The 23,973-nt window shown below is 64.3% G+C and carries 21 protein-coding genes; 3 read left to right on the top strand and 18 right to left on the bottom strand.

What is annotated here, in order from left to right; all coding sequences use genetic code 11:
- Nucleotides 1-30: 30 nt before the first annotated feature.
- Together ACGLHR_RS15110 and ACGLHR_RS15105 are read right to left on the bottom strand one after the other, a co-directional pair.
- Nucleotides 31-1,239, bottom strand: coding sequence for a CaiB/BaiF CoA transferase family protein (locus tag ACGLHR_RS15110; RefSeq protein WP_400094844.1), 1,209 nt, complete (start codon nt 1,237-1,239; stop codon nt 31-33).
- A gap of 9 nt (nt 1,240-1,248) precedes the next feature.
- Complete coding sequence (locus ACGLHR_RS15105) at nt 1,249-2,025, bottom strand: enoyl-CoA hydratase/isomerase family protein (protein WP_400094843.1); 777 nt, start codon at nt 2,023-2,025, stop codon at nt 1,249-1,251.
- A 133-nt stretch (nt 2,026-2,158) separates the two neighbouring features.
- Here ACGLHR_RS15105 and ACGLHR_RS15100 point away from each other — a divergent pair, with 133 nt between their 5' ends.
- On the top strand, nt 2,159-3,013 hold the full coding sequence (locus ACGLHR_RS15100) for an IclR family transcriptional regulator (RefSeq protein WP_400094842.1): 855 nt from the start codon (nt 2,159-2,161) through the stop codon (nt 3,011-3,013).
- Between the two features lie 530 nt (nt 3,014-3,543).
- Here the strand turns inward: ACGLHR_RS15100 and ACGLHR_RS15095 are convergent.
- The 13 genes from ACGLHR_RS15095 to ACGLHR_RS15035 form a co-directional block, all read right to left on the bottom strand.
- Complete coding sequence (locus ACGLHR_RS15095; RefSeq protein WP_400094840.1) at nt 3,544-4,770, bottom strand: polyhydroxyalkanoate depolymerase; 1,227 nt, start codon at nt 4,768-4,770, stop codon at nt 3,544-3,546.
- 202 nt (nt 4,771-4,972) lie between these two features.
- Nucleotides 4,973-5,173: a DUF2905 domain-containing protein gene (locus tag ACGLHR_RS15090; protein WP_400094838.1), complete on the bottom strand. Its 201-nt coding sequence runs from the start codon at nt 5,171-5,173 to the stop codon at nt 4,973-4,975.
- Nucleotides 5,174-5,308: 135 nt separating this feature from the next.
- A complete protein-coding gene (locus tag ACGLHR_RS15085; RefSeq protein ID WP_267602403.1) occupies nt 5,309-5,629 on the bottom strand; it encodes a non-heme iron oxygenase ferredoxin subunit in 321 nt (106 codons plus the stop codon).
- 1 nt (nt 5,630) lies between these two features.
- Nucleotides 5,631-5,999, bottom strand: coding sequence for an SUF system Fe-S cluster assembly protein (locus ACGLHR_RS15080; protein WP_400094836.1), 369 nt, complete (start codon nt 5,997-5,999; stop codon nt 5,631-5,633).
- Nucleotides 6,000-6,003: 4 nt separating this feature from the next.
- A complete protein-coding gene (sufU, locus tag ACGLHR_RS15075) occupies nt 6,004-6,453 on the bottom strand; it encodes a Fe-S cluster assembly sulfur transfer protein SufU (protein ID WP_400094834.1) in 450 nt (149 codons plus the stop codon).
- Nucleotides 6,453-7,721 (bottom strand): SufS family cysteine desulfurase, encoded by a 1,269-nt coding sequence (locus ACGLHR_RS15070; RefSeq protein WP_400094832.1) that lies wholly within the window; start codon nt 7,719-7,721, stop codon nt 6,453-6,455. Before ACGLHR_RS15070 ends, sufU begins: the two co-directional genes overlap by 1 nt.
- Nucleotides 7,718-9,046: a Fe-S cluster assembly protein SufD gene (sufD, locus tag ACGLHR_RS15065; protein WP_400094830.1), complete on the bottom strand. Its 1,329-nt coding sequence runs from the start codon at nt 9,044-9,046 to the stop codon at nt 7,718-7,720. The genes ACGLHR_RS15070 and sufD overlap by 4 nt, the downstream gene beginning before the upstream one ends.
- Entirely contained in the window at nt 9,043-9,813 is a 771-nt protein-coding gene (gene sufC, locus ACGLHR_RS15060; protein ID WP_318236406.1) for a Fe-S cluster assembly ATPase SufC, read from the bottom strand. The genes sufD and sufC overlap by 4 nt, the downstream gene beginning before the upstream one ends.
- Before the next feature lie 74 nt (nt 9,814-9,887).
- Nucleotides 9,888-11,336, bottom strand: coding sequence for a Fe-S cluster assembly protein SufB (gene sufB, locus ACGLHR_RS15055; RefSeq protein WP_400094828.1), 1,449 nt, complete (start codon nt 11,334-11,336; stop codon nt 9,888-9,890).
- A 23-nt stretch (nt 11,337-11,359) separates the two neighbouring features.
- Nucleotides 11,360-11,830 (bottom strand): SUF system Fe-S cluster assembly regulator, encoded by a 471-nt coding sequence (locus ACGLHR_RS15050; protein ID WP_318236404.1) that lies wholly within the window; start codon nt 11,828-11,830, stop codon nt 11,360-11,362.
- Nucleotides 11,831-12,245: 415 nt separating this feature from the next.
- Nucleotides 12,246-12,521, bottom strand: coding sequence for a hypothetical protein (locus ACGLHR_RS15045; protein WP_318236403.1), 276 nt, complete (start codon nt 12,519-12,521; stop codon nt 12,246-12,248).
- A 309-nt stretch (nt 12,522-12,830) separates the two neighbouring features.
- Nucleotides 12,831-13,202, bottom strand: a complete 372-nt coding sequence (locus ACGLHR_RS15040; RefSeq protein ID WP_318236402.1) for a hypothetical protein — start codon at nt 13,200-13,202, stop codon at nt 12,831-12,833.
- A gap of 762 nt (nt 13,203-13,964) precedes the next feature.
- Nucleotides 13,965-14,651: a hydrolase gene (locus ACGLHR_RS15035; RefSeq protein WP_267602396.1), complete on the bottom strand. Its 687-nt coding sequence runs from the start codon at nt 14,649-14,651 to the stop codon at nt 13,965-13,967.
- A 502-nt stretch (nt 14,652-15,153) separates the two neighbouring features.
- Here ACGLHR_RS15035 and ACGLHR_RS15030 point away from each other — a divergent pair.
- Nucleotides 15,154-18,582: an adenylate/guanylate cyclase domain-containing protein gene (locus ACGLHR_RS15030; RefSeq protein ID WP_400094826.1), complete on the top strand. Its 3,429-nt coding sequence runs from the start codon at nt 15,154-15,156 to the stop codon at nt 18,580-18,582.
- Nucleotides 18,583-18,685: 103 nt separating this feature from the next.
- Here ACGLHR_RS15030 and ACGLHR_RS15025 read toward each other — a convergent pair whose 3' ends face one another.
- The 3 genes from ACGLHR_RS15025 to pedF all read right to left on the bottom strand — a co-directional run bounded on the left by ACGLHR_RS15025 (nt 18,686) and on the right by pedF (nt 21,636).
- Complete coding sequence (locus tag ACGLHR_RS15025) at nt 18,686-19,735, bottom strand: patatin-like phospholipase family protein (RefSeq protein WP_400094824.1); 1,050 nt, start codon at nt 19,733-19,735, stop codon at nt 18,686-18,688.
- Between the two features lie 398 nt (nt 19,736-20,133).
- On the bottom strand, nt 20,134-21,027 hold the full coding sequence (locus tag ACGLHR_RS15020; RefSeq protein WP_400094822.1) for a substrate-binding periplasmic protein: 894 nt from the start codon (nt 21,025-21,027) through the stop codon (nt 20,134-20,136).
- A gap of 129 nt (nt 21,028-21,156) precedes the next feature.
- On the bottom strand, nt 21,157-21,636 hold the full coding sequence (gene pedF, locus ACGLHR_RS15015; protein WP_400094820.1) for a cytochrome c-550 PedF: 480 nt from the start codon (nt 21,634-21,636) through the stop codon (nt 21,157-21,159).
- 260 nt (nt 21,637-21,896) lie between these two features.
- Between pedF and ACGLHR_RS15010 the strand changes: the two genes are divergently transcribed.
- Nucleotides 21,897-23,951 carry a sigma-54-dependent Fis family transcriptional regulator gene (locus ACGLHR_RS15010; RefSeq protein WP_400094819.1) on the top strand — a complete coding sequence of 685 codons (2,055 nt, stop codon included), beginning with the start codon at nt 21,897-21,899 and terminating at the stop codon, nt 23,949-23,951.
- The last annotated feature ends 22 nt before the right edge of the window (nt 23,952-23,973 follow it).

The raw sequence follows: 23,973 nt of genomic DNA, 5'->3' as shown, positions 1-23,973 counted from the left end.
TTGTCTCCTTTGTTGTTTTTGCGTACCGCTTCAGGCGGCGTCCCGGCCGCCCGCTACCAGGGCGATGTCTTCAGGCGCCAGCCCGGCTTCGCGCAGCACTTCGTCGGTGTGCTCGCCCAGCGTGGGCGCGTGGCGGCGCAGTGACAGCGGCGTGGCAGAGAAACGCGCCGTGGGCCGCATCTCGCGCAGCGGGCCCTCGGTGGGATGCTCGGTCTGCTGGAACAGCCCGACCGCTTCCAGGTGCGGATGCGCCGGCAATTCGTCCGGTGTGTAGATTGGCGTGGCGGGGATGTCGAGCGTCTCGAACAGCGCCATCCACGCCGCCGTGGTGCGGGCCGGCGTGATTTCCGCGAGGTGCTGGTACAGCGCGCGGATATGGGCGTTGCGCTGCGCGCGGCTGGCGATATTGTACTTGTCGGCCAGGTCATCGCGGCCCACGGCGTGGAAAAAGGCTTTCCAGTGGCGGTCGGTGTACGGTAACGCGCAGATCCAGCCGTCCGCGGTCTGCGCCGGCCGCCGCCCGCCCTGCAGCAGGCGCGCATAGCCGGCCGCGCCGGTGGCGGGCTCGAAGGTCAGCCCGGCCAGGTGCTCGGCCATCACGAAGCTGGCCATGGTCTCCAGCATCGGTACCTCCACCGCTTGCCCGCTGCCGTGGCGCTCGCGATGCAGCAGCGCGGCCATCACCGCGTTGGCCAGCGCCATCCCGGTGGTCTTGTCGGCGATCAGGCTGGGCACGTACTCGGGCCGGCTGCCCGCGGCGGAGCCCAGCGACACCAGCCCGCAAGCCGCCTGGATGATGTCGTCGAAGGCTGGCTTGTCGCGATGCGGGCCGTCCTGACCGAAGCCGGTGGCCACGCAGTAGACGATGCGCGGGTTCAACGCCGCCACCGCGGCGTAGCCGAAGCCCAGCCGCTCGATGGCGGCCACGCGCATATTGTGGATCAGCACATCGGCGCCGGCGATCAGGCGGCGCAGCGCCGCCGCGCCCGCGGGTGTCTTAAGGTCCAGCACCACCGAGCGCTTGTTGCGGTTGAGCGCCAGATAGATCGAACTCATGCCGGGGTTGCGCGACACGCCGTTGGCGCGCATGAGGTCGCCTTCCGGCCCTTCGATCTTGATGACGTCCGCACCCAGGTCGGCCAGCGATTGCGTGGCCAGCGGGCCCAGCACCACCGAAGTCAGGTCGAGCACGCGGATGCCGTCGAGCGGTCCGGCGCAGACGGGTTTCTGCTGTTGCATGCGGCCCCCTCAGCGGCGCTGGAAGACCGGCGCGCGGCGCTCGGCCATCGCCGCCACGCCTTCGCGGAAATCCGCGGTGGCGAACTGCACGCGCTGGATGGCCAGCTCACGCTGGTTAGCCTCCACGATGCGATCGGCCAGGCCCAGGCGCAGCGTCTCGCGCGTGCTTTCCACGGCCAGCGGCGCCGAGGCCGCGATATCGTGCGCGAGCGCCAGCGCGCGGGCACGCACCTCGGCCCGCGCCACCAGTTCGTCGGCCAGACCGATGCGCACCGCTTCCTCGCCGCCGATGCGCCGGCCCGTGTACAAGAGCAGCGCGGCCTGCTGCTCGCCCACCAGGCGCGGTAGCGTCACGCTCATGCCAAAGCCGGGATGGAAGCCGAGCCGGTTGAAGCTGGCGCAAAAGCGCGCTTCGCGGCATGTGACGCGGAAATCCGCCACCAGCGCCAGGCCCAGCCCCGCGCCGATGGCGGCGCCCTCCACCGCCGCCACGATGGGCTTGCGGTTGCGATACAGCTTCATGGCCTGCGCGTAGAAGGCCGACGGATCGCGCGAGACGCTGCCCTGGTCGGCGCCGCTGAAATCGGCCCCGGCGCAGAAGGCGCCCACGCCGGACGAAAGCACAACGGCACGGCAGCTGTCGTCCTCGTCTAGCTGCAGCAGCGCTTCTGCCAGCCGGCGCATGACATCGGCGTCGACAAAGTTGTGGGGCGGGCGGGAGATCTCGATCTGCGCAACGTGCTGGTCACGTGTCAGGACGATTTCGGGGGTGGATGCCGAGGTCATGGCGAAGGGCTCCGGGAAGTGGACAGGCACCCAGTATTCGCCGATGCGCCTTGCCGCGCTACACTATAATTTCGGATACTGAAATTAATGGCAGCACCATCGGCGATGGACTGCCGGGGCTGCCACCAACTGCATGCCTGATTCCCACCCGGATTCCCGCGCCAAATTGCCTTCGACCCGTGCGCTCACCCACAGTACCGGCCGCTTCACACGCCAGACCGAAGGCAGTCAGTCGCTCGAACGTGGCCTGATGCTGCTGCGCGCGTTCCGAGTCGGCTCGTCCAGCCTGACCAATGCCGACCTGGCCGCGCGCACCGGTCTGCCGCGCCCCACCGTCAGCCGCCTGACGCGCTCGCTGGTGGACGGCGGCTTCCTGCGCTATGACACCACCGAGCGCGCCTACCGGCTGGCAGCCGTGGTGGTGAGCCTCGCGGACGCCTTCCACCATGCCACCGCGGTGCCTGATATCGCCCTGCCACTGATGCGCAAGATCGCCGAGGCGGAAAAGGTCAATGTCGGCCTGGCCGTGCCCGACCAGACCGCCATGGTCTACCTGGCCGCGGTGCGCCACAGCCGCGACAGCGTGTCGCGCACCCGGCGCGTGGCGCCCGGCACGCGGATTCCAATGGAACTGACCTCGATCGGCATGGCATGGCTGGCCGCGGTGCCAGCCGGCGTGCGCGACAATTTCCTCGCACGGATCGCGGAAAAGGCCGGCGACGAATGGCCGGCCTTGCACAAGGAACTGTCGCGCGGCATTGCCCAGGCCCAGGCGCAAGGCTATTGCACCGCCAACTACCAGCCGGGCCACCTGACCGCCGTGGGCGCGGCGTTCCGCGGGCCGGACCACCAGTGGTACGGACTCAACATCAGCTTCCCGCACAAGCCCAGCGAAAAGCCGCGCGATGTGGCGCGCTATGCGCCGCTACTGCTCGGTCTGATCGAGAAGATCAGCGTGTCATGCGGGGTGGAGGATGGCGTGGAGTAAGCATGACGGCCGGCGTAGCGCGCTACCTGATCGCACAGTGCGGTGCCTTTGTCGCATCACCAAGTCATGTCGTCGCACGACCTGATGGTCCCCGATCTACCGAAAACCGGATGGGAGGCGCCGAGCTACGTGCGGCTTTCCGGCCACTGCGCTGAACCCGGTGCCGTCCACGCGCTCGAAAGCCCGCCAGGTTAGAGCAAAGCTTGCTTGCCATCTCGGCGTCCAGATATGGAGAAATCCGCACGTGCCGGACATGAAATCGCTATTCAGCGTTGGCATACAACAACATGTGAATTAAGAGACGTCTATATCAGATCTTGATATGTTTAAATTCGTCCCTCGCAGCGTTGCTGCACCACTTACGCGCACGCTGCGCGAAACCGGAATGGGCACCCCCGCACAGTTCCGGTTTTTTTTCGCTTTCTGCGGTCCCATGTGGCAGGCGCGATGACAATGCGCGGGCCGGCCTGTCCTCCCCGTCCCTCATCAGGGAAGCGCCCCGCCGGGTCGGCAGGCACAGCACCAGGCTGCTAGGCGTATTGCCGGATCAGGTCGCGGACGCGGGGATAGATCTCGCTGCGCCACGACGGCCCCGAGAACAGCTCATAGTGACCGCACTGGCGTGCCGTGATATGCCGCTTGTTGCACGCAGCGATACCGCTGCACAATTCGTGCGCAGCCTGGGTCTGCCCGCGGCCGGCAATGTCGTCCAGCTCTCCCTCGACGGTGAGCAGCGCGGTGTCGTGGATGTCCTGTGGCCGCACGGCCTGCCCCCGCACGTTCCAACTGCTGCGGGCTAGCTGAAACTCGCGGAACACGATGCGGATGGTATCCAGGTAAAACTCGGCCGCCATGTCGAGCACCGCGTTGTATTCATCGCAAGCGCGCCGGTGTGCCAGGGCGTGCTCCGCGTCACGCTGCAGCAGATCGAGATAGTAGTCCCATTGCGCACCCACCATGCGAGCCGGGTGCGCCATCACCAGGCCGGCATGTTGCAGGAAGCTCGGGTACACCTTGCGGCCCGCACCGGGATATCGGGCCGGCACCGCGTAGATCAGGTTGCGTTCAAACCACGCCAGCGGTTGGCGGGCCGCCAGGCTGCCGACCGCTGTCGGGTTGCTGCGGGCGTCGATCGGGCCGCCAATGAGGACCAGGCTTCTTGGTGTCGGCTCGCCAGCGCTGGCCAAGAGAGAAACCGCCGCCAATGCAGGCACGGTCGCCTGGCAGACGGCAAGCACGTGCAGGCGTTGCCCGCCGATTTGCCGGATGAACGCCTGTATCTCGCCGACGCAGTCGTCCAGGCGGAACGGCCCCTCGGCCACGGGTACGTAGCGCGCATCGCGCCAGTCCGTCACATAGACCTCATGGGCGGGCAGCAGCATTTCCACGACTTCACGCAGCAGCACGGCATGATGGCCCGCCAGCGGCGCGCACACCAGCACGGCCGGCTTTCGTCCGGGCGCGGCAACCGGGTCGTGTGCGAAGCGCAGCAGGCGGCAAAATGGCCGCTCCAGCACGACCTGCTCGTCCACAGCCACGACACGGCCGTCCGCGTCGAACGCGGTGATGCCAAAGGCGGGCTTCCCATATGTCTTGCCTAGACGGTAGAGCATTTCATAGCTCGCGGCGAAGCAGGACGCCCCTGGAATATGGGCAAGGAAGCAGTCGCGGTCGGTGAACGCGTTGGTGGCCTGCGCCGCCCACGCCGTCCACGGCTCGATCAGCGAACGCTGATACTCGATGAACTGGTAGAGCATACGGGCTTCTGGAAGCTTGCACTGGAAGGACTTTCAATATATGCCGGACCAGCGCCGGCACAAGGCCAAACAACAACGCCACAGTCCGAGGACTGGCTGTTCTGTCCTATGAAGGGCAGGCTTCGGGGAAGACCAGGCCAACCAGGCGCGGTTCCTGCCGCAATCACGCGCCGACACCCGGGTAACAGGCCAAGCGCCCGCTTCACCGACCTATTAACCAAAGAATGAACGACGCCGCCGCACTGAGGAGCAGCGAGGTCGTAAAGGGAAGGTAGAGGTGAAAGTGATGGCGATGAATAACGATATCCCCGGGCAAGTGACCGAGTCCGAGCCCGGACAGCCAGGGCCAGAGGAGTCCTCCAGCTACCAGGATCAGGCCGAGGCCGATGAGCATGCGCGACATGGGAGCGCCTTTCGCATGTTGGTTAGTTGACGGTATCCCCTCTCGCCGATGTCGCAAAGCGCGCGACCGTGAGCTGGATCTTCTGCCCGGAAAGCTGAAGAGGGATTTCGGATTGGAGAAGCAGCACGTTGCCCCCTAGTCCCAGCGATCATCCTTGACCTGTACCTTGCCGTCCACGACCCGGACCGGGAAAATCGCCACCGGGTCGTAAGCCGGCGGGGACAGCGCCGCCCCCGTGATGAGGGAAAAATGCGCACCGTGGCGCGGGCAGACGACTTCCTCGCCTTCGATGTCGCCACCACATAGCGGCTCCGCCTCGTGGGAACACATGTCCTCGACGGCGTAGTAGCTCCCGCGCACATTGAATACCGCGACCTGCAGGCCGTCGACGTCAACGCTGCGGCAAGTCCCGGGCGCAAATTCGTCGGCCGGAGCGACATCGATCCATTCGCTCATTTCAGAGCAACCCCAGTTCCAGCCGCGCCGCCTCGCTCATCCGCTCTCGCGACCAGGGCGGATCCCATACCAGTTCAACCTCGACTTCGTCCACGCCGCCGACTTCCATGACGGCACTCTCGACCACGCCGGGGAAGGTCTGCGCCACCGGGCAGCCCGGCGCGGTCAGCGTCATGCGGATGCCCACCTTGCCGGCGGCGTCGTCCACGGACAGGCTGTAGACCAGGCCCAGGTCGTAGATATTGACCGGGATCTCCGGGTCATAGACGGTGCGCAGCGCCTCTATCACCCGTCCCTCCATCGTATCGAGGCCAGGCTCGAGCCTGGCTTCGTGTGCCTCGGCCTTGCGCAGCCAATCGATCATGCTCATCGCATCACTCCGTTGAGACCGGCTGGGCGCTGCCTTGCAGGGCGGCGTGCATGGCATGCCAGGCCAGCGTCGCGCACTTCACACGCGCCGGAAACTCGCGTACGCCGCCCAGCACGGCCAGCTTCCCCAGCGGCGCGCCGGCCTGCGCCGGGCCAGATCCGGTCACGAGCGCATGGAAGCCGGAGAACAACGCCTGTGCCTGCGCCTCGGTCTTACCCTTGAGCGCCTCGGTCATCAGCGATGCCGAGGCGGTGGAGATGGCACAGCCGGAACCCTCGAAGCTCGCATCCTCGATCACGCCGTCGCTGACCCTCAGGTACAGCGTCAGCCGGTCACCGCACAGGGGGTTGAACCCCTCGGCGCTGCGGTTCGCGCCCATCAGCCGCCTGCAATTGCGCGGCGAGCGGCTGTGGTCGACCACAACTTCCCGGTAAAGATCGAGCAGATCGGACATCAGGCAAATACCTCCTGTGCCTTGCGCACGGCGCGCAACAGCGCATCCACCTCCTCCCGCGTGTTGTATAGCGCGAACGACGCACGCACCGTGGCAGGCACGCCGAACCTCTCCATCACGGGCATCGCGCAATGGTGGCCCGCACGGACCGCCACGCCTTCCAGGTCGAGGATGGTGCCTGCGTCATGGGGATGCACGCCATCCAGGACGAACGAGAGAATGCTCGCCTTGTCCGCCGCCGTGCCGATGATGCGCAGGCCGGCAATCTGCGCCGCCTGCCCGGTGGCGTAGGCGAGCAGCGCGTGCTCGTGGGCCGCGATGGCGTCCAGGCCCACCGCACTCACATAGTCGATCGCAGCGCCCAGGCCGACTACGCCGGCGATATTGGGCGTGCCGGCCTCGAACTTGAAGGGCAGGTCGTTGTAAGTGGTCTTGCGGAAAGTGACTTCCCGAATCATGTCGCCCCCGCCCTGGTAAGGCGGCATGGCATCGAGCAGCGCGGCCTTGCCGTAGAGCACGCCAACGCCGGTGGGGCCGTAGAGTTTGTGCCCCGAGAATGCGTAGAAATCGCAATCCAGCGCCTGCACATCGACTTTGAAGTGCGGCACGGCCTGGGCCCCATCGACCAGTACCGGAATGCCCCTGGCATGCGCCAGTTCGATCAGGTACCGCACCGGGTTGACCGTGCCAAGGGCGTTGGAGAGATGGGTCACTGCAACCAGCCTGGTGCGGGGGCCAAGCAGGCGCTCGAATTCTTCCAGCAGCAGTTCGCCCGCGTCGTTGATCGGCGCCACCCGCAGGATGGCACCCGTGCGCTCGCACGCCAGTTGCCACGGCACGATATTGGAATGGTGCTCCATCGCGCTGACCAGGATCTCGTCGCCGGGCCGCAGGCGTTGTCCGAAACTGGCCGCCACCAGGTTGATCGCCTCCGTGGCGCCACGCACGAACACGATCTCCTCGCGCCGGGCCGCGTGGATCAATCCTTGCACCGCGTCGCGCGCCGCCTCGTAGGCATCGGTCGCGAGCTGGCTCAGGGTGTGCACGCCACGATGGATGTTGGCATTGAGCGCGGCGTAGTAATGTGCCTCGCAGTCGATCACGCTCTGTGGCTTCTGGCTGGTGGCTGCGTTGTCCAGATAGACCAGCGGCTTGCCGTTGACCATCTGCCGCAGGATGGGGAAATCCCAGCGCAGCCGCATGACGTCCAGGCCCGCGGCCGGGGCCGTGCCCCACAGTGCCCTGAATTCATGCGCGGCCGTGCTCATGTCAGCACCTTCACCGGCTCGGGCAAGTGGCCGCGCAAGAGCGTCTCCAGCCGCGTGCGCAAGGAGGCCAGGCCTAGCCGGTTGACCATCTCTTCCGCGAAGGCGAAAGTCAGCAGGGCCCGCGCCGAGGCGTCGTCCAGCCCGCGCGAACGCAGGTAGTAGATCTGGTCGGGTTCGAGCTGGCCGACGGTGGCGCCATGGCTGCATTTGACGTCGTCGGCGTAGATCTCCAGCTGTGGCTTGGTATCGACTTCGGCGTTCTCGGACAGGAGCAGGTTGCGGTTGGATTGGTGCGCATCGGTATGCTGGGCATCGGCATGCACCACCACCTTGCCGTTGAACACGGCGCGCGAGGCGCCGGCCAGCACGCCCTTATAGAACTCCCGGCTCTTGCCTTGCGGCCTGGCGTGGTCGATGCGCGTGTGGTGGTCGATATGCTGCCGCCCGCCGGTCATGTACAGCCCGTCGAGCGAGCATTCGGCGCGCTCGGCGTTCAGCCCGACCTGGATGTCGACCCGCGCCAGGGCGCCGCCCAGGGCGAAGGCACTGGAGGTGAAGTGGCTGCCGTGCTGCTGGTCCATCTTCACGCCGGCAATGTGAAACGCCTTGAGGCTCTCTTGCTGCACTTTGTGATGCTCGACCTGCGCGTCACGCGCGGCAACGATGTCGGTGACGCTGTTGGTGAAATAAGCGAGGCCGTCCACACCCACGTGGTGTTCCACGATGCAGACCCGGCTGCCTGCTTCCGCCATCACGAGATTACGCGTATGGGTGACCTGCTCCGGTGCCGTGGCGATGAACAGCAGGTGGATCGGCTGGTCGGGAGTGGTGCCTGCGGCCAGGCGGATATAAGCGCCATCGACCATGAACGCGGTGTTCAAAGCGGCAAAGCCGGACGGGTAGTCGCTCACGCCGCGGCAAAGCAGCGCTTCCACGGGCTCGGGCGTGCGCTCCAGCATGGCGGCGAGGCTGAGGAGTTCAACCCCTGCTGGCAGCATGCCGATGCGCGACCATTGCGGCTGGTGGTGGCCGTCGAGGAATACCATCAGGTGCGCGCCGGGCAAGGCGAGCGACTCGATCCGCGCAGCCAGGGCGTCCGGCTTGGCGTCGGACTGCGTCGGCCCTGCGGTAAAGCGGCTCCTCTCGATCGCGGCCACACTGGTGTATTTCCAGTCCTCGTGGCGCAGCGTCGGAAACCCGGCTTGCGCGAAGTGTTCCCGCGCCTGTTGGCGCATGCGCGCGAGCCAGGGCAGCCGCCGGCCGGGCAACGCAGCCTCGACGCGGGCGAACTCGGCAAGATAGTGTTCCACCCCGGTTGCGCTCATGCCGACGCCTCCGTAACGGTGAAGGCCTGCGCCTCCATTCCCACATAGCCATGACGCTCCAGTTCCAGCGCCAGTTCGGGCCCGCCGGACCTGGCAATGCGGCCCTGCGCCAGTACGTGCACACGATCCGGCACGATGTAGTTGAGCAGCCGCTGGTAGTGGGTAACCAGCACGATGGCGCGTTGCGGGCCGCGCATGGCGCCGATGCCGCTGGCGACGATCTTGAGCGCGTCGATGTCGAGGCCGGAGTCGGTCTCGTCGAGAATGGCGAGCCGGGGTTCGAGCACCGCCATCTGCAGAATCTCGTTGCGCTTCTTTTCGCCACCGGAGAAGCCTTCGTTCACCGAGCGGTAAAGCAGGCTTGGGTCCATCTCCATGAGCCGGAGCTTGTCCTTGACCAGCGCGAGAAAGTCCATGGCATCCAGCTCCGGCTCGCCGCGATGCTTGCGGATCGCGTTGAGTCCCGCCTTGAGCAGATAGATGTTCGAAACGCCGGGGATTTCCACCGGATACTGGAAGGCCAGGAAGACGCCCGCGCGCGCCCGCTCTTCGGGCGGCATGCCAAGCAGGTTCGCGCCGTCGTAGAGGACTTCGCCCGCGCTCACGACGTAGCGGTCCCGCCCGGCCAGCACATGGGCAAGGGTGCTCTTGCCGGAGCCGTTGGGGCCCATGATGGCGTGCACTTCCCCAGCCTTCACGGTGAGGTCGATGCCGTGCAGGATGGGCTTGTCGTCGACTGAGACGTGCAGGTTGCGGATTTCAAGCATGGCTGGCTTGTTGCTCCAATGTGGCTCCGACATGACGCCAATGCGGCTCCGAGGCGGCGCGGCCCGCGCGCTCCCTAGCCGATGCTTCCCTCCAGGCTAACGCCCAGCAGCTTCTGTGCTTCCACCGCGAACTCCATCGGCAGTTCCTTGAACACTTCCTTGCAAAAGCCGTTCACGATCATCGATACCGCGTCTTCGGGGCCGATGCCGCGGCTTTGGCAATAGAACAGCTGGTCCTCGCCGATGCGCGAGGTGGAGGCCTCGTGTTCGACGCGGGCAGTGGCATTCTTCACCTCGATATACGGAAAGGTGTGGGCCGCGCATTTGTCGCCCAGCAACAGCGAGTCGCACTGCGAGTAGTTGCGCGCGCCGCTGGCGCTCTTCGCCATCTTCACCAGCCCACGGTATGCGTTCTGGCCGTGGCCGGCCGAAATGCCCTTGGAGAGAATCGTGCTCCGGGTATTCCTGCCGAGGTGGGTCATCTTGGTGCCCGTGTCGGCTTGCTGGTAGTGGTTGGTCAGCGCCACGGAATAGAACTCCCCGACCGAGTCGTCGCCCTGCAGGATCACGCTTGGGTACTTCCAGGTAATGGCCGATCCGGTCTCGACCTGGGTCCATGAAATCTTCGAACGGGCGCCACGGCAGTCGCCGCGCTTGGTCACGAAGTTATAGATACCGCCCTTGCCTTCCTTGTCGCCCGGATACCAGTTCTGCACCGTCGCGTACCGGATCTGCGCATCCTCCAGCGCGATCAGTTCCACCACCGCGGCATGCAGCTGGTTTTCGTCGCGCATCGGGGCGGTGCAGCCTTCCAGATAGCTGACATAAGCGCCCTCGTCGGCAATGATCAGGGTACGCTCGAACTGACCGGTCTTCTGGGCATTGATGCGAAAGTAAGTGGACAACTCCATCGGGCAGCGTACTCCGGGGGGGATATAGCAGAACGACCCGTCGCTGAACACAGCCGAGTTGAGCGTGGCGAAGTAGTTGTCGGTGTAGGGCACGACCGTGCCGAGGTACTGCCGCACCAGTTCGGGGTGCTCCCGCACCGCCTCCGAGAACGAACAGAAAATGATGCCGAGCTCGCCCAGTTTCGCCTTGAATGTGGTGGCTACCGAGACGCTGTCGAATACCGCATCCACGGCGACGCCCGCGAGCAACTCGCGTTCCCGCAGGGGCACACCCAGCTTCTCGTAGGTGCGCAGGAGTTCTGGATCGACCTCGTCCAGCGTCTTGGGCCCGGCCTTTTGGGAGCTTGGCGCGGAATAGTACGCAATGGCCTGGTAGTCGATGGGCGGGTGCCTGACTGTCGCCCAGTGCGGCTCGGACACCGTCAGCCAGTGACGATAGGCCTTGAGGCGCCAGTCAAGCATGAATTCCGGCTCGTCCTTCATGGCCGAGATCATGCGGATCACGTCCTCGTTCAGCCCGCATGGCACCGTGTCCGTTGCCACGGACGTGTAGAAACCGTGCTGATAGCCTTGGCTGATCAGTTCGTCGAGCTTGTGCGCCGGGGTTGCCATGTTCTGCCTTCGATTGCCATGCGTCACTCGAACGCCTGCTTGCGGCCTGCCGCCTTCCAGGCGTGCAGCGTGCCGATATCGACCGGATGCAACGTCGGTTGCGTCATGTCCGCCAGCGTTACGCCATCCAGGGCATGAAAGATCGCCAGGCTGATCCGCTGCCAGTTCGCACGGATGGAACAGGTTCCTTCCTGGGCACACAAGCCGGCTGCAATGCTGCATTCGGTCATGCCGGCAGGGCCTTCCATGGCGTCGATCACCTGCGCGATCGAGATCTCCTGCGGCGGCCGTGCCAGCAGGTAACCGCCCTTCGCGCCGCGCAGCGAATGCAGCAGCTTTTGCCGCGCAAGCATCTTGAGGATCTTGCTCGCTGTGGGCATCGGCACGCCAATCTCGGCCGCAACCTCGGCGGCACTGCAGATCCGGCCCGGCTCCCGCGCCATGTGCGTCATGATCACCGTGCCGTAGTCGGTCAGTTTGCTTAGTCTGAGCATCTTCACCCCAAACTATCGTTGCTAATTAGAACTGAATTGGTTCTGTATAGTTCCTGTGAAGGACTCCGCGGCGATGCGACGTCCAGTCCACCGCTTATCGAATCCGGCAAGTCACGCGTGGCTCGGCCGGCAGTCAGAGGATGTCGGCCTCAGGGGATCGGCGGAGACCCTTATTCGGATGATCGCCCTCTATGTGGACCCGATGGAGGTGATGGAGGTGATGGAGGTGATGGAGGTGATGGGAGGAGACCTTTGGGTAAGGCTTCGGCGTTGCTCAAGAACGGGTCGCATTCCGGGCCGGGACCTCTCTAAATCATGGCCTTGCAGCATTGTCATTGCTGTCGCCCACGCGGAGGGTCCGGTGGGCCGATGTCATTGCCCTGTCGGTGGTACAGCCGGCGCAGGCGGTATCAACCTAGTCGTAGGTTTCCCAGAAAAAGCCGCGATCGAGGTCTCGCTCGAACTCGACGGTCCAGGACGTACCGCTTCCAGCAGCGTAGTGCTGGCGGGCACCGGTGAGATTTGCCGCCACGGTCACCTCACGGGAAATGGGGCTTACGCCGTCCTTGGAAGGGTTGCCTTCGTCAAAGACGATCGTAAATTCTTCGCGGATCCGGCCATGCTTCTTGCACGCCGACTCGAAGTCCTCTTGCTCGTCCACCGGTAGTTCTTCGAATAGCTTCTGAACCATGACATCTCCCAATGACCGACACGATCCTAGCATGGCCCTCGATACGCGCTACCAAGGCGACTGCCGCGTCGTGATTGGCCACTTGACCGCCACAGGCACCCGGCCAGATGGTCGGGACACCGCCCGAGCGGCCGGGACCCCAAGGCCAATGTGCCCTGGACCTCAACGAGGCATCGCACCGCCACTCGTCCCGAGAGGCGGTGCAGTGCGCCGCGCTGCTGTCCATCGCGGAACGCTGCCCGGCTTACCGGACGCTACGCTCCGCAGTGGTGGTCCAGACTTTCAGCGTGCAAGAAGGCTGCGAGGTGCTCAGGCGCCGTCGAGGAAAAGATTGCGCTGGCCAAGGCGCGTTCCGAGCGCATCGGGTGCCAGGCTCATACTGGCGGGGTCCATTGCCGGGCTGGGGCTGCGGGCCAGTGTCGGGTCGACTGGTGCGGGCGCCATGGCCGGCTGAGCCGACTGTCCGGCACCCTGCGCATAGGGATCGCGTGCGGCTGGCAGCGCCCCTTGGGCCAATGGCGCTGCCGAGGGCATGGCTTGCATAGGTTGGGCGGATTGCATCGGCTGAGTCGTTGGCATCGGCTGGGTCGGCTGAATGGGCTGGGCCTGCTGCGCGAACAGCGGGTAGGACGCGATCATCGCGCCAGCCATCAACAGGGATTTCGCCAGATGTTGCTTCATTCGTGTACCTCCTAGAATGCCTTCAGGCATGGGAATGGCCACTGTAGCGCCGAGGTACCTAACATTCTGTTCGAATTTGCAACGGGCATTTACCAGCCTTGCCATTGACACCAAGGTGGGTTAGTTGCGCGCGCGAGTTTGCTTTTTGCCGGTCTGAGGCGCGCGTGGGCTGGCGAGGCCAGTGCAGATGTGTTCGGCTTCGCCATGCTAACCATCAACTCGGACAATGATCCGCAGCCATGCCTCGAGCGCACGGCCATTGACCGTCACCGTCACTATCGTGCCCCTGCGCCAGGACCTCGCTGAGGCCGCCCACGTCGCACCTACCCAGCCCGAATGCCTCTTCATAAGGAGACGCGACGCAGAGCCTGAGAAATGCGCCGCAAGCAACGGCGATGGCGAGAATGGTTGTCATGGGTCGGAGATCGGATGCAGATGTTGAGGGCAAACAGGCTACCAGCCCTGACCAACATCAATTGCAAAGAATAGTCAGCAAAAGACCGCGGTGCTCGCATGATCCGACGCGGATACACCGCCTTCGGCATTTGCACAGGCATGTGCACAGGCATGGGCGGCTGCGCCGGCGATGGCACCGAGGGCTGTCGGGATGCGCTGCAGCGGCCACGACGATCACCCGACTTGGAAAATAGCGCTGACCTCCCCTCTCTTGGGGGGGATTGCGCACGCCATCAGATTGCGCATCATGGGCGTCGCACCCCCGGCGTAGCGGCCCGCTGATAGGCCGCCACGCCTGTCGCCCTGTCAGCGGGCCGGCACCGGCGCGATGGACTCGTGCGGCGTGGCCGTGCGCTGGGCGGCCTTGTGCACCATGGTGTAGGCGTAGTCCACGCCCATGCCGTAGGCGCCCGAGTGTTCCTTGACCAGTTTCATCACCGCGTCGTAGGTGTCGCGGTGGGCCCAGTCGCGCTGCCATTCGAGCAGCACTTGCTGCCAGGTCACCGGCACCACGCCCGCCTGCACCATGCGCTGCATGGCGTAGTCGTGCGCTTCCTTGCTGGTGCCGCCGGAGGCATCGGCCACCATGTAGATCTCGTAGTCGCTGTCGTGCATCGCGGACAGCGCGAAGGTGGTGTTGCAGACCTCGGTCCACAGACCGGCCACGATGATCTTCTTGCGGCCGTTGGCGGCCAGCGCGTCGCGCACCTTCTGGTCGTCCCACGAGTTCATCGAGGTGCGTTCCAGCGTCTTCTGGCCGGGGAATACGTCAAGCAACTCGGGATAGGTGTAGCCGGAGAAGGACTCGCTCTCCACCGTGGTGATGACCGTGGGGATGTTGAAGATGCGGGCGGCCTTGGCCAGGCCCACCACGTTGTTCTTCATCGCCTGGCGGTCCATCGACTGCACGCCGAAGGCCATCTGCGGCTGGTGGTCGATGAAGATCAGTTGGCTGTTGTCCGGGGTCAGCACTTCGAGCTTGGCGTTGGTCATGATCATTTCCCTTTGCTTGTCCATTTGATTGATTTTTTTGAACGTCGTCTTTGTTGTTACGCCGTCCATGGGTTGAACTTTATGGCAAAGAACGACGGCAAAGTGATGAATTAGTCGTAGCAGTTGTTCAATATTATTGATGAATATTAGGGCGCGCCAAAATGAGCCCGGGACGCCGCGCTGCCGGCGCGCCTGCTCCCTTCGGCATGGATGTACGAATGCGCCCGGCGGGGTACTCGGCCTGAGCCTTATGCAATGTCGGGCCCTTCGCTGGCCGCTTCACCGGTGGTCATCCGCGCGCTGGCGCGCGCCCTTCCCCGCCACCTCATGCTGCCCGCCTGGCTCGGCGCAGCAGGGGAACGACAAACTCCCGTCACCGCCAACAGAATAATCCTCGCCACTCGCAATTCATTGCGCCAGGGCCATCGCCCCCCCCGCCTTGCTAACGAAGCCAATGACGCGTCTAATCATCTGAGGCAGGCGATTGCAGTCAGGAGGCGATATGCGCTGCACAGATTGCGGGGGCGAGAACCTCGCGAGGGCCAACTTCTGCGAGCATTGCGGGGCCAAGCTTGCACGGATCTGCCCGCGTTGCGGCGAGGAGTCCAGCCCTGCCGCAAATTTCTGCAGCGCATGTGGCTCGCCCCTGAACGGCGACCCGTCAGAGTCGCTTCCAGCGCCTAAGTCCGCCGCTTCGGCCCCTGTTCACTACACGCCTCCCCATCTGGCCGAGCGCATCCGGGCGGAGCAGGCGGCCATGGAAGCCAGGGGCGGGACGGACGGCGAACGCAAGACCATCACGGCGCTGTTCGCCGATATGGCTGGCTCGACGGCATTGATCCAGGACCTGGATCCCGAGGAGGCGCGTCACCTGATCGACCCCGTCGTGACGCTGATGATGGGGGCCGTGCACCACTATGAGGGCTACGTAGCGAAGTTCCTGGGTGACGGCATTCTCGCCCTGTTCGGCGCCCCCATTGCCCACGAGGACCATGCCCTGCGGGCACTATTCGCAGCGCTACGCATGCAGGAAGCGATGCGTAGTCACAGTGACCGAGTGCGTTTGGACAAAGGCATACCGCTTCAGATCCGCGTCGGTGTCCACACCGGCGAGGTGTTGGTGCGCTCGATCCGCACGGACGACCTGCACACGGACTACGATCCTGTGGGCCACACAATCCACATCGCCTCGCGCATGGAAGGCATTGCCACACCGGCGTCCATCCTCGTCAGCGAGTCTACCCATAAGCTCACCGAGGGGTATTTCGAATTCAAGGCGCTGGGGACCACCCACGTAAAAGGCGTCCGGGATCCGCTTGCGGTCTATGAGGTACTGGGCCTCGGGGCATTGCGCACGCGCATGCAAGTGGCGGCGCACCGCGGTCTGGCCCGCTTTGTGGGACGCCAGAGCGAAATGGAACAATTGCACAACGCCTTGGAGCTGGCCAAGGCAGGGCATGGACAAGTCGTCGGGGTGGTGGGCGAGGCCGGGGTAGGAAAATCGCGGCTATTCCACGAGTTCAAGGCACGATCACAGCAAGGCTGCCTTGTGCTGGAGACGTTCTCGGTTTCGCACGGCAAGGCCTTTGCCTATTTGCCGCTGATCGAGCTGCTGAGAAATTACTTTCAAATCACCCCGCAGGACAACGATCGAAGCTGCCGTGAGAAGGTCACCGGCAAGCTACTCACCCTGGAGCGGGCGCTGGAAGACCATTTGCCCTACCTGCTCTACCTGCTCGGATCCGTCGAGCCCGGCTCAGCACTGCCGACCATGGACGCTGCCATCCGGCGCCAGCGCACGTTCGAAGCGATTGCAAGCCTGCTGGTCCGCGAAAGCCTCAACCAGCCGCTCGAACTCCTTTTCGAAGACCTGCAATGGCTGGACAGCGAAACCGAGGCCTTCCTCAATATCCTCATCGACTATGTGCCGGGTGCGAGGATCGTCCTGCTTGTCAACTACCGTCCGGAGTACTCCCATGACTGGGACCCCAGAGGCTATTACGTCCAACTGCATCTGGAGCCTCTGGGCCCGACCGAAGCCCAGGGACTGCTCACCGCGCTGCTTGGCGATGATCGCGCTCTCGCACCCCTGAAACGGCTCATCCTGGACAAGACCGAAGGCAACCCATTCTTTATGGAGGAAGTGGTCCAGACCCTGGTCGAGGAGAAAGCCCTGCTTGGCCAGCCCGGGTGCTACCGCATTGAGACGGCGCCTACCTCACTGCATATCCCCACCACCGTCCAGGGCGTGCTTGCAGCCCGCATCGATCGGCTCCCCCTCGTCCAGAAGGAACTGCTGCAGAGCCTGGCCGTGATCGGCAAGGAATTTCCTTTGAGTCTCATCCAGCACGTCACCGCGCTGGATGACGACAAGCTGCGCCCTCTTCTCGCCGACCTGCGGGCGGGCGATTTCATTTACGAGCGACCCGCATTCCCGGATGTGGAGTACGCTTTCAAGCACGCACTCACTCAGGAAGTTGCCGGCAACTCCCTGCTTACCGAGCGACGCAGCGCGCTTCACGAGCGCACCGCCGAGGCCATCGAGACCCTGTTCGGGAGTCGGTTAAAGGACTACTGCAGCGAGCTCGCACACCATTACAGCCATAGCGGCAACATCCCGAAGGCAGTGAAGTACCTGCACTGTGCCGGCCAGCAGGCCCTCGAGCGTTCTGCCCAGGGCGAAGCGATGCATCACCTCAGCACAGCCGTTGAATTGCTCAAGCGACTGCCCGACACTCCCGAGCGCGCATGCGAGGAACTCACGCTGCTACTAACGCTCGGGCCGGCCTTGATTGCCACCCGGGGTCAGGCCGCCCCGGAAGTGGAGGCAACTTACAGGCGCGCGCTGGCATTGTGCGAACAAGGTGGGCAAACGCCATATTTCTTCTCGGCGCAGCTTGGACTATGGGCGTTCTATCAATTGCGGGCGCAGTACAAGGTTGCGCAGCCGCTTGGGGAACGGCTGCTTGGCATGGCTCTGGATACGCAGAAGCCGGAGCAGCTCGCGGAGGCGCATCGCGTGCTCGGGGCGACCACATTCCGTCTGGGCCAGCTCAGTGTGGCCCGCAGCCACATGGAGCAGGTGCTGGCACTGCACCGCCCGGACCAGCCGGCCTATGCCTTTCTTCTGGGTTATGGGCGAGACCCAGCCGTACATGCCAGGAGCACGTTGGGTTGGATTCTTTGGTATCTGGGCCTGCCGGATCTGGCTCGCACGCGCTGCCACGAGGCATTGGCTCTGGCCAAGCAGCGCCCTGACGCCTTTAACCTCGCACTTTGCCTTGTCTTCGCGGCCGAAGTGCACCGATGTCGGCGTGAGGTGCAATTGACCCGCGAGTACGCTGAGGCCGCCATCGCTGTCTCGGGTGATCAGGGGTTTCCCATTTATCTCGCGTGGGGAACAGTCCTGCAAGGCTGGGCGCTGGCCGAACACGGTAGGCATGAGCAGGGAATTGCCCAGATTCACCAGGGCCTCACCGCCTACGAGGTGACTGGCGCGGCACTGGGAAGGCCGAACCTACTGGCTCTGCTCGCTGAAGCCTATCGGACAGCCGGGGACCTCCACGCCGGACTGGAGGCGCTGACCGAGGCTCTAGCCTTGACGGAAGAGACGGGAGAGCGGCTTGACGAAGCGACGCTGCATCGGCTCAAAGGCGAACTGATACTCCAGCAGTCGAGCGTGGGATCCCGCGCGTTCGCCGGCCGCGAAGACGCTGAGGCTTGTTTTCACAAGGCAATCGCCGTCGCCCGCGATCAGGGTGCCAGGTCACTGGAGTTGCAAGCCGCGCTGAGCCTGGCCCAGCTATGGCGACGCCAGGGAAAGATGGACGCCGCGCGCCAGACCCTGACCGCGATCCATGGAGCCTTCAGCGAGGGCTTTGACGTCGCCGACTGGCAACAAGCCAAGGCACTACTGGCTGATCTGACCTGAAGCGATGGCCCTCCCGATTGGAGAGCGGGGGACAACCCACCAATGACGATCCGGTGGCCCCGTGAGTTACCCTGCCAATTCATCGGTGGCCCAATCGTAGCCCTCAAAGGAATTCCTTTCCGATGTCAATGCTCGAGCGCTGGCCGACATTCTCGTAGTTTTCTTTGATCCATGCATCGGCCTCAGTCCTCCCCTTGTCACGCAGGTCGCAAAGGAAGTCCCAGTCTGCGTTGTACTTGCTCGACACACCGAGAGCGCTCATCGTCTCATCGGACCTGATTGAGTGAATCAGCATTTCCTTCATCTCGCCCCGCTCGACCTTGCCTCGCTGGATGAGCGAAGTCACGAAGGCAATCGCGCGCATCTCTCGCATGAGCGATGAGTTGAAGCTCACTTCGTTGACGCGATTGAGGATTTCGGCGGCAGTGGTTGGCACGCCATGGCGTACGATCGGATTGATGTGGACAATCACGACATCGCTTGTATTGCAGTGATAGATCAGCGGGAAAATGGCCGGATTGCCAACATAGCCGCCATCCCAAAAGTACTCACCATCGATTGACACAGCCTGGAACAGGGTTGGCGGACAGGCGGAAGCCAGCACGGCTTCAACGCAAATGTCCTCGCTCGAAAAGATGCGTATTCTGCTGGTCTCAACATTGGTCGCACACAGATAAAGCTGTATCGGGCATTGCTTGCGTAACACCGCAAAATCGACCTGCTTCTCCAGCACATCCCGCAGCGGATTCATGTTATCGGGATTGAACTGGTATGGCGACAGGATACGAAGAACGATGTCCGCCATCGCATACAAGGGCGAGTGGTTCAGCCCAAAGCTATGCGACCCTTTCAGCCACGGCATCCAACGCAGCGGGCTATACCTCTCTGCCGATTGCGCGATGGCGAGCCAGAATTCGTGCAGCGCCTCGCGCGCCCGGTCGTGCCCGCCTTGCAGCAGACCGTAGGCGAGCACGGCGGCATTCATCGCCCCCGCACTCGTTGCACTGACGCCTTCGATGGCAAATCTCCCATCTTCGAGCAACCGGTCAAGGACTCCCCACGTAAACGCACCGTGCATCCCGCCGCCCTGCAAAGCGAGTGCAATTGGCTTTTGTTCGCCATTACCGGTCTGCTTACGGATATTCCCAGCCATCCCAAAGCTCCCTAGTGACGCGGACCGGAGCATACCCGCCGGGTACCGGCTTGCGCGGGTGTCGCGTGGAGTGTCGTAACCAGCGCTTGCTCGAGCGTTGGCTCGGGACCAACGCTGATGGAGGCCCACCAAACAAGACTTCCAGCATTGCGTCGGATGACGGGATCCGCTCTCCTGAAGTGTAGTAAAGATGTGACGTTCGAGTAGTCAGGTGGCAGCCGGCCCCCAGGGCCATTTCCGAGACACGCGCCAGAGGACCATTACAGGCCGAGCCGCTGGCACCGCTTTGCGCTCGATCACTTCAACGGCCATGACCTTGAGAGGCTGCGCGCCCTACCCTTTGGCCAATCCTCACTTGATGCCAGGTCGAGTTCCGCACGCCCAACAGCAGGAGAATCTCATGGCGTTTGCAACGACACACCGTACTGCGCGAAGATCTGCTGCAGCTCGCCGCTGCGGCGGAGCTCATCCAGCGCGTTGCGCAACGAATCGGCAAGCTCGCGCTCGTCGGCCTTGACGGCCATGCCGATGGCCCAGCCGCGCGCGGGCAGCAGTGGCGAAGCCACGTCCACCGTGGCAAAGCGCGCGGCAGACTGGCCGGACGCCTTCAGTGCGCTTTCGTATTGGGCGCGCGTGACCATTGCAGCGGCGATCTCACCGGCAAACAACGCGCGCAGGGCCACATCGGCTCCGGCATAGATCTTCACCTTGTCGCGCAGCGCGCCCTGCGCCCCTGACAGCAGAGCGTTGGCGCCGGCCGAGCCCGCCTCCGCGCCGGTCGGCTGGCCGGCCAGGTCCTCCAGGTGCCGGACCTCGGGAATGCGCTCCCGGTCATGAACCAGCACGAACATCTCGCGGTGGTAAGGCGCAAAGATCAGCGCCTTGTCGTTCTCGCGCATGAACGCGCGGTCGACCGGCACGTGCAGCATCACGTCCGCCGGCCCGTAGCCCAGGTAGTGGCCACGCCAGACCATACTGCGCAAGTCGTCCGACATGTTCTCATCGGCATCGAAGGGCAGCAGCGATACGGACAGCCCCATCTGCTTGCCAAGGGCCTTGGCCAGCGCGACGTCAATGCCGGGCAGCGGGTTGCCCTGCTCGGTAGAGAATGGCGGCAGGCCTTTATAGACCGCGACCTTCAAGGTACCGCTCTGGCGGATCTTCGCCATATCCGCCAGCGAGGGCTGTGCGCAAAGCAGCGCTGCGAGCGCCAACAGGGCGCCGCCCAGGCGACGGGAAGGCAATGGGACGGGCTTGGACGGAGCGGCGTCCCGGACAGGACAGGCGCGCATGGGAAGTCTCCTGGTCTCTTGTATTGATCGTGAATCCGTGAATCCGTGAATCCAGTCATTCCTGGATCAGGCCGGCAATGCCGTCCGGTTTCCGGCTCAACGCCCTTGGGCGCCGGGGGGCCAACACCCTTATTCGCGCCGCGATTCCAGATAGGTCTTGATCGCCCAGACCGCTTCCTGGCTCAGCACGCCTTCGAACGGCGGCATGTAGACCCGGCCGTCGCGAGTGCGCCCCTTGCGCACGGTGGTGGTGAAGTACTGCGAGATCTCGCCCATGCACGCCTGCTTCTTCTTCGCGTCGGCCAGCGACGTGCAATCGCCGTCGAGCTTGCGCAGGTCCGGCGCGATGCCGCCCGACACCGCTTCCAGCCCATGGCAGCGCGCGCAGTTCTGATTGTAGGCCGACGTACCGATACGCATGGCTTCTTGCTGCGCATCTCCGGTCCGGTATGGATTATCCGGACGCCATTGCTCACCTAGTTGAGGTAGTGTCTTGGTATCCACGGCTTGCGGCGTGACGTCGCCATGGGCGGAGACAGTCGCGGGGATCGCCCCGGACAAAAGCGTGCAGACCGAGAGCAGGACAAGCATGCGGCGTGGTGTTTTCATCAGGGTCACCTCCAGTCGTTGAACCATGTTTTGGAGGTGACTTCCGCAAAAGCCATACCAAGCGCTATGTGGGCCATAAACCGGCCCCGGCCCCGGCAAATGGCTGGCGTGCAGCGCAGCATTCCTGAACAAGTGCCCTGGAATGCAACACCTGGCAAGCGTTTTGCTTCATGACGCAACACTTCCGGGCCCTGTCGACCACGCCAGGACCCGGCGCGACCCGCGCACAGATCGCGGGCGATTTCCACAGGAGACAGAAAATGACTTTCCAAGCGGCCGCCGGCCAGCATGAGCCCGTCGCCACGCCGGCCGCATCGGCCAGCGCGGAGGAGGGCAACCGGCCCGACCTGATCGCCCAGGCCCACCAGCGTTCCGAGTCCTATGGCTTGCGTCCCTATGAGTCGCCGGACTTCTGCCCGGTGCTGCAGAGCGAGCTGAAGACCCAGATAGAGCGCAGCCAGTCGCTGTTCACCTACGCTCTGCCGGTGATGGAGACGCTCTATGACCAGATCGTCAACACGCAGAGCATGGTGATCCTGACGGACGCCGCCGGCCTGATCCTGCACTCGCTGGGCGATGACGATTTCCTGGCCAAGGCCAACAAGGTGGCCTTGCAGCCCGGAGCGCTGTGGTCGGAGGAAAGCCGCGGCACCAATGCCATCGGCACCGCGCTGGCCGAGAACAAGGCCACGCTGGTACACGGCGCGGAGCATTTCCTGGAGGCCAACCGCTTCCTCACCTGCTCTTGCATGCCCATCCTCGACGCCTACGGCAAGACCGTCGGCGCGCTGGATGTAACGGGCGATCAGCGCGGATTCCACAAGCACACCATGGCGCTGGTGCGGATGTCCGCGCAAATGATCGAGAACCAGCTCTTTGCCAATGCCTTCCAGGACATGGTCTGCGTGCGCTTCCACTCCCGCGCCGAGTTCATCGGCACCCTGGTCGAAGGCATCGCCTCCTTTACGCCGGGCGGCCGCTTCCTCTCCGCCAACCGTAGCGCGCAGTTCCAGCTCGGGTTGTCGGTTAGCGCACTGCACGCGCACACGTTCTCTTCGCTGTTCGGCCTGTCGATGTCGCAATTGTTCGACACAGAGCGCAGGGCGCCCGCAGGCATAGTACGCTTGCCGCTTCCGAGCGGTGTCAAGGTCAGTGCGCGCATTCAGTGGAAGGCATCCACTGCCACCGTTCCCGGCGGTGCCATCGACAGTGGCGGTGCCGAGGCGCGGGAAGCGCACGGCATGCATGAAGCCGCCGCCCTGCCCCGCCGCCCGGCCACAGCCCCGGCGCAGCGGTGCGCCGGCCTGGACGACCTCGACACCGGCGACGCCCAGATCAAGGGCGTCATCACCAAGCTGCGTAAGGTAATCGGAAAGGATATTCCCGTTATGGTGCTGGGGGAAACCGGCACCGGCAAGGAACTGCTGGCGCGCGCCATCCACGCCGACAGCCCGCGCCATGCCGGGCCCTTCATTGCGGTCAACTGCGCATCGATTCCCGAGACGCTGATCGAATCCGAGCTGTTCGGCTACGAGGAAGGCGCCTTCACCGGCGCCCGCAAGAAGGGCGGCATCGGCAAGATGCTGCTCGCCAACGGGGGCACCCTATTCCTCGACGAAATCGGCGATATGCCGCTGCACCTGCAGGCGCGCATGCTGCGTGCGCTTCAGGAGCGCGCGATCACGCCGCTGGGCAGCAGCAAGGTGATCCATGTCGATGTTTCGGTGGTTTGCGCCACCAATCGCAATATGCGCGATCAGGTAGCAAATGGCCTGTTCCGGGAAGACCTTTACTATCGCCTGAACGGCCTCGTGGTGCGGTTGCCGGCGTTGCGCGAACGCAGCGACCTTGATGTAGTGGCCAACAAGTTGTTGCACGAGGGCCAGGAAGCCAGTGTGCTGCGCATCAGTGAATCGGTGATGGAGATGTTCCGCACCTATCACTGGCCGGGCAATATCCGCCAGCTTGGCAACTTGCTGCGCACCGCGCGGCTGATGGCCGAAGGCGAGACCGAGATCACCGAGGACCACCTGCCCGATGACTTCCTGGAAGACCGGCAGGCGCGCCGGGTCGCCAGCGTGCCCCCCGGCGCTGCGGTGGCACCGGACGCCCCACCGGATCGCACTTGCGCCTTGGAAATGGCGCCGCGCGCCCAACCGACCCGCCTGGCCGACGTCGAATCGCTGGCCGTCATCGCCGCGGTCAAGGCGCACCACGGCAATATCTCCGCAGCAGCCAAGGCGCTGGGCATCTCGCGCAACACGGTCTACCGGAAAATGGATGAGGCCAGCGCGCTGCCCCATCACGAAGGCTGAGCGCCCCCTAAGCGCCGGTCGC

The sequence above is a fragment of the Cupriavidus sp. CuC1 genome (genome assembly GCF_044627735.1).
GTDB lineage: Bacteria > Pseudomonadota > Gammaproteobacteria > Burkholderiales > Burkholderiaceae > Cupriavidus > Cupriavidus ulmosensis.
This window is presented reverse-complemented; position numbering and strand designations above follow the sequence as displayed.

Excerpts from the sequence above, each read along its gene's own strand:
- ACGLHR_RS15110 (WP_400094844.1), bottom strand. The coding sequence starts at position 1,239 with ATGCAACAGCAGAAACCCGTCTGCGCCGGACCGCTCGACGGCATCCGC.
- ACGLHR_RS15040 (WP_318236402.1), bottom strand. The coding sequence starts at position 13,202 with ATGAAGCAACATCTGGCGAAATCCCTGTTGATGGCTGGCGCGATGATC.
- ACGLHR_RS15030 (WP_400094826.1), top strand. The coding sequence starts at position 15,154 with ATGCGCTGCACAGATTGCGGGGGCGAGAACCTCGCGAGGGCCAACTTC.
- sufB (WP_400094828.1), bottom strand. The coding sequence starts at position 11,336 with ATGGCAACCCCGGCGCACAAGCTCGACGAACTGATCAGCCAAGGCTAT.
- pedF (WP_400094820.1), bottom strand. The coding sequence starts at position 21,636 with ATGAAAACACCACGCCGCATGCTTGTCCTGCTCTCGGTCTGCACGCTT.
- sufD (WP_400094830.1), bottom strand. The coding sequence starts at position 9,046 with ATGAGCGCAACCGGGGTGGAACACTATCTTGCCGAGTTCGCCCGCGTC.
- ACGLHR_RS15025 (WP_400094824.1), bottom strand. The coding sequence starts at position 19,735 with ATGGCTGGGAATATCCGTAAGCAGACCGGTAATGGCGAACAAAAGCCA.
- ACGLHR_RS15105 (WP_400094843.1), bottom strand. The coding sequence starts at position 2,025 with ATGACCTCGGCATCCACCCCCGAAATCGTCCTGACACGTGACCAGCAC.
- ACGLHR_RS15100 (WP_400094842.1), top strand. The coding sequence starts at position 2,159 with ATGCCTGATTCCCACCCGGATTCCCGCGCCAAATTGCCTTCGACCCGT.
- ACGLHR_RS15020 (WP_400094822.1), bottom strand. The coding sequence starts at position 21,027 with ATGCGCGCCTGTCCTGTCCGGGACGCCGCTCCGTCCAAGCCCGTCCCA.
- ACGLHR_RS15035 (WP_267602396.1), bottom strand. The coding sequence starts at position 14,651 with ATGACCAACGCCAAGCTCGAAGTGCTGACCCCGGACAACAGCCAACTG.
- ACGLHR_RS15050 (WP_318236404.1), bottom strand. The coding sequence starts at position 11,830 with ATGCTCAGACTAAGCAAACTGACCGACTACGGCACGGTGATCATGACG.
- ACGLHR_RS15090 (WP_400094838.1), bottom strand. The coding sequence starts at position 5,173 with ATGTCGCGCATGCTCATCGGCCTCGGCCTGATCCTGGTAGCTGGAGGA.
- ACGLHR_RS15070 (WP_400094832.1), bottom strand. The coding sequence starts at position 7,721 with ATGAGCACGGCCGCGCATGAATTCAGGGCACTGTGGGGCACGGCCCCG.
- ACGLHR_RS15010 (WP_400094819.1), top strand. The coding sequence starts at position 21,897 with ATGACTTTCCAAGCGGCCGCCGGCCAGCATGAGCCCGTCGCCACGCCG.
- sufC (WP_318236406.1), bottom strand. The coding sequence starts at position 9,813 with ATGCTTGAAATCCGCAACCTGCACGTCTCAGTCGACGACAAGCCCATC.
- ACGLHR_RS15095 (WP_400094840.1), bottom strand. The coding sequence starts at position 4,770 with ATGCTCTACCAGTTCATCGAGTATCAGCGTTCGCTGATCGAGCCGTGG.
- ACGLHR_RS15085 (WP_267602403.1), bottom strand. The coding sequence starts at position 5,629 with ATGAGCGAATGGATCGATGTCGCTCCGGCCGACGAATTTGCGCCCGGG.
- ACGLHR_RS15080 (WP_400094836.1), bottom strand. The coding sequence starts at position 5,999 with ATGAGCATGATCGATTGGCTGCGCAAGGCCGAGGCACACGAAGCCAGG.
- ACGLHR_RS15045 (WP_318236403.1), bottom strand. The coding sequence starts at position 12,521 with ATGGTTCAGAAGCTATTCGAAGAACTACCGGTGGACGAGCAAGAGGAC.
- sufU (WP_400094834.1), bottom strand. The coding sequence starts at position 6,453 with ATGTCCGATCTGCTCGATCTTTACCGGGAAGTTGTGGTCGACCACAGC.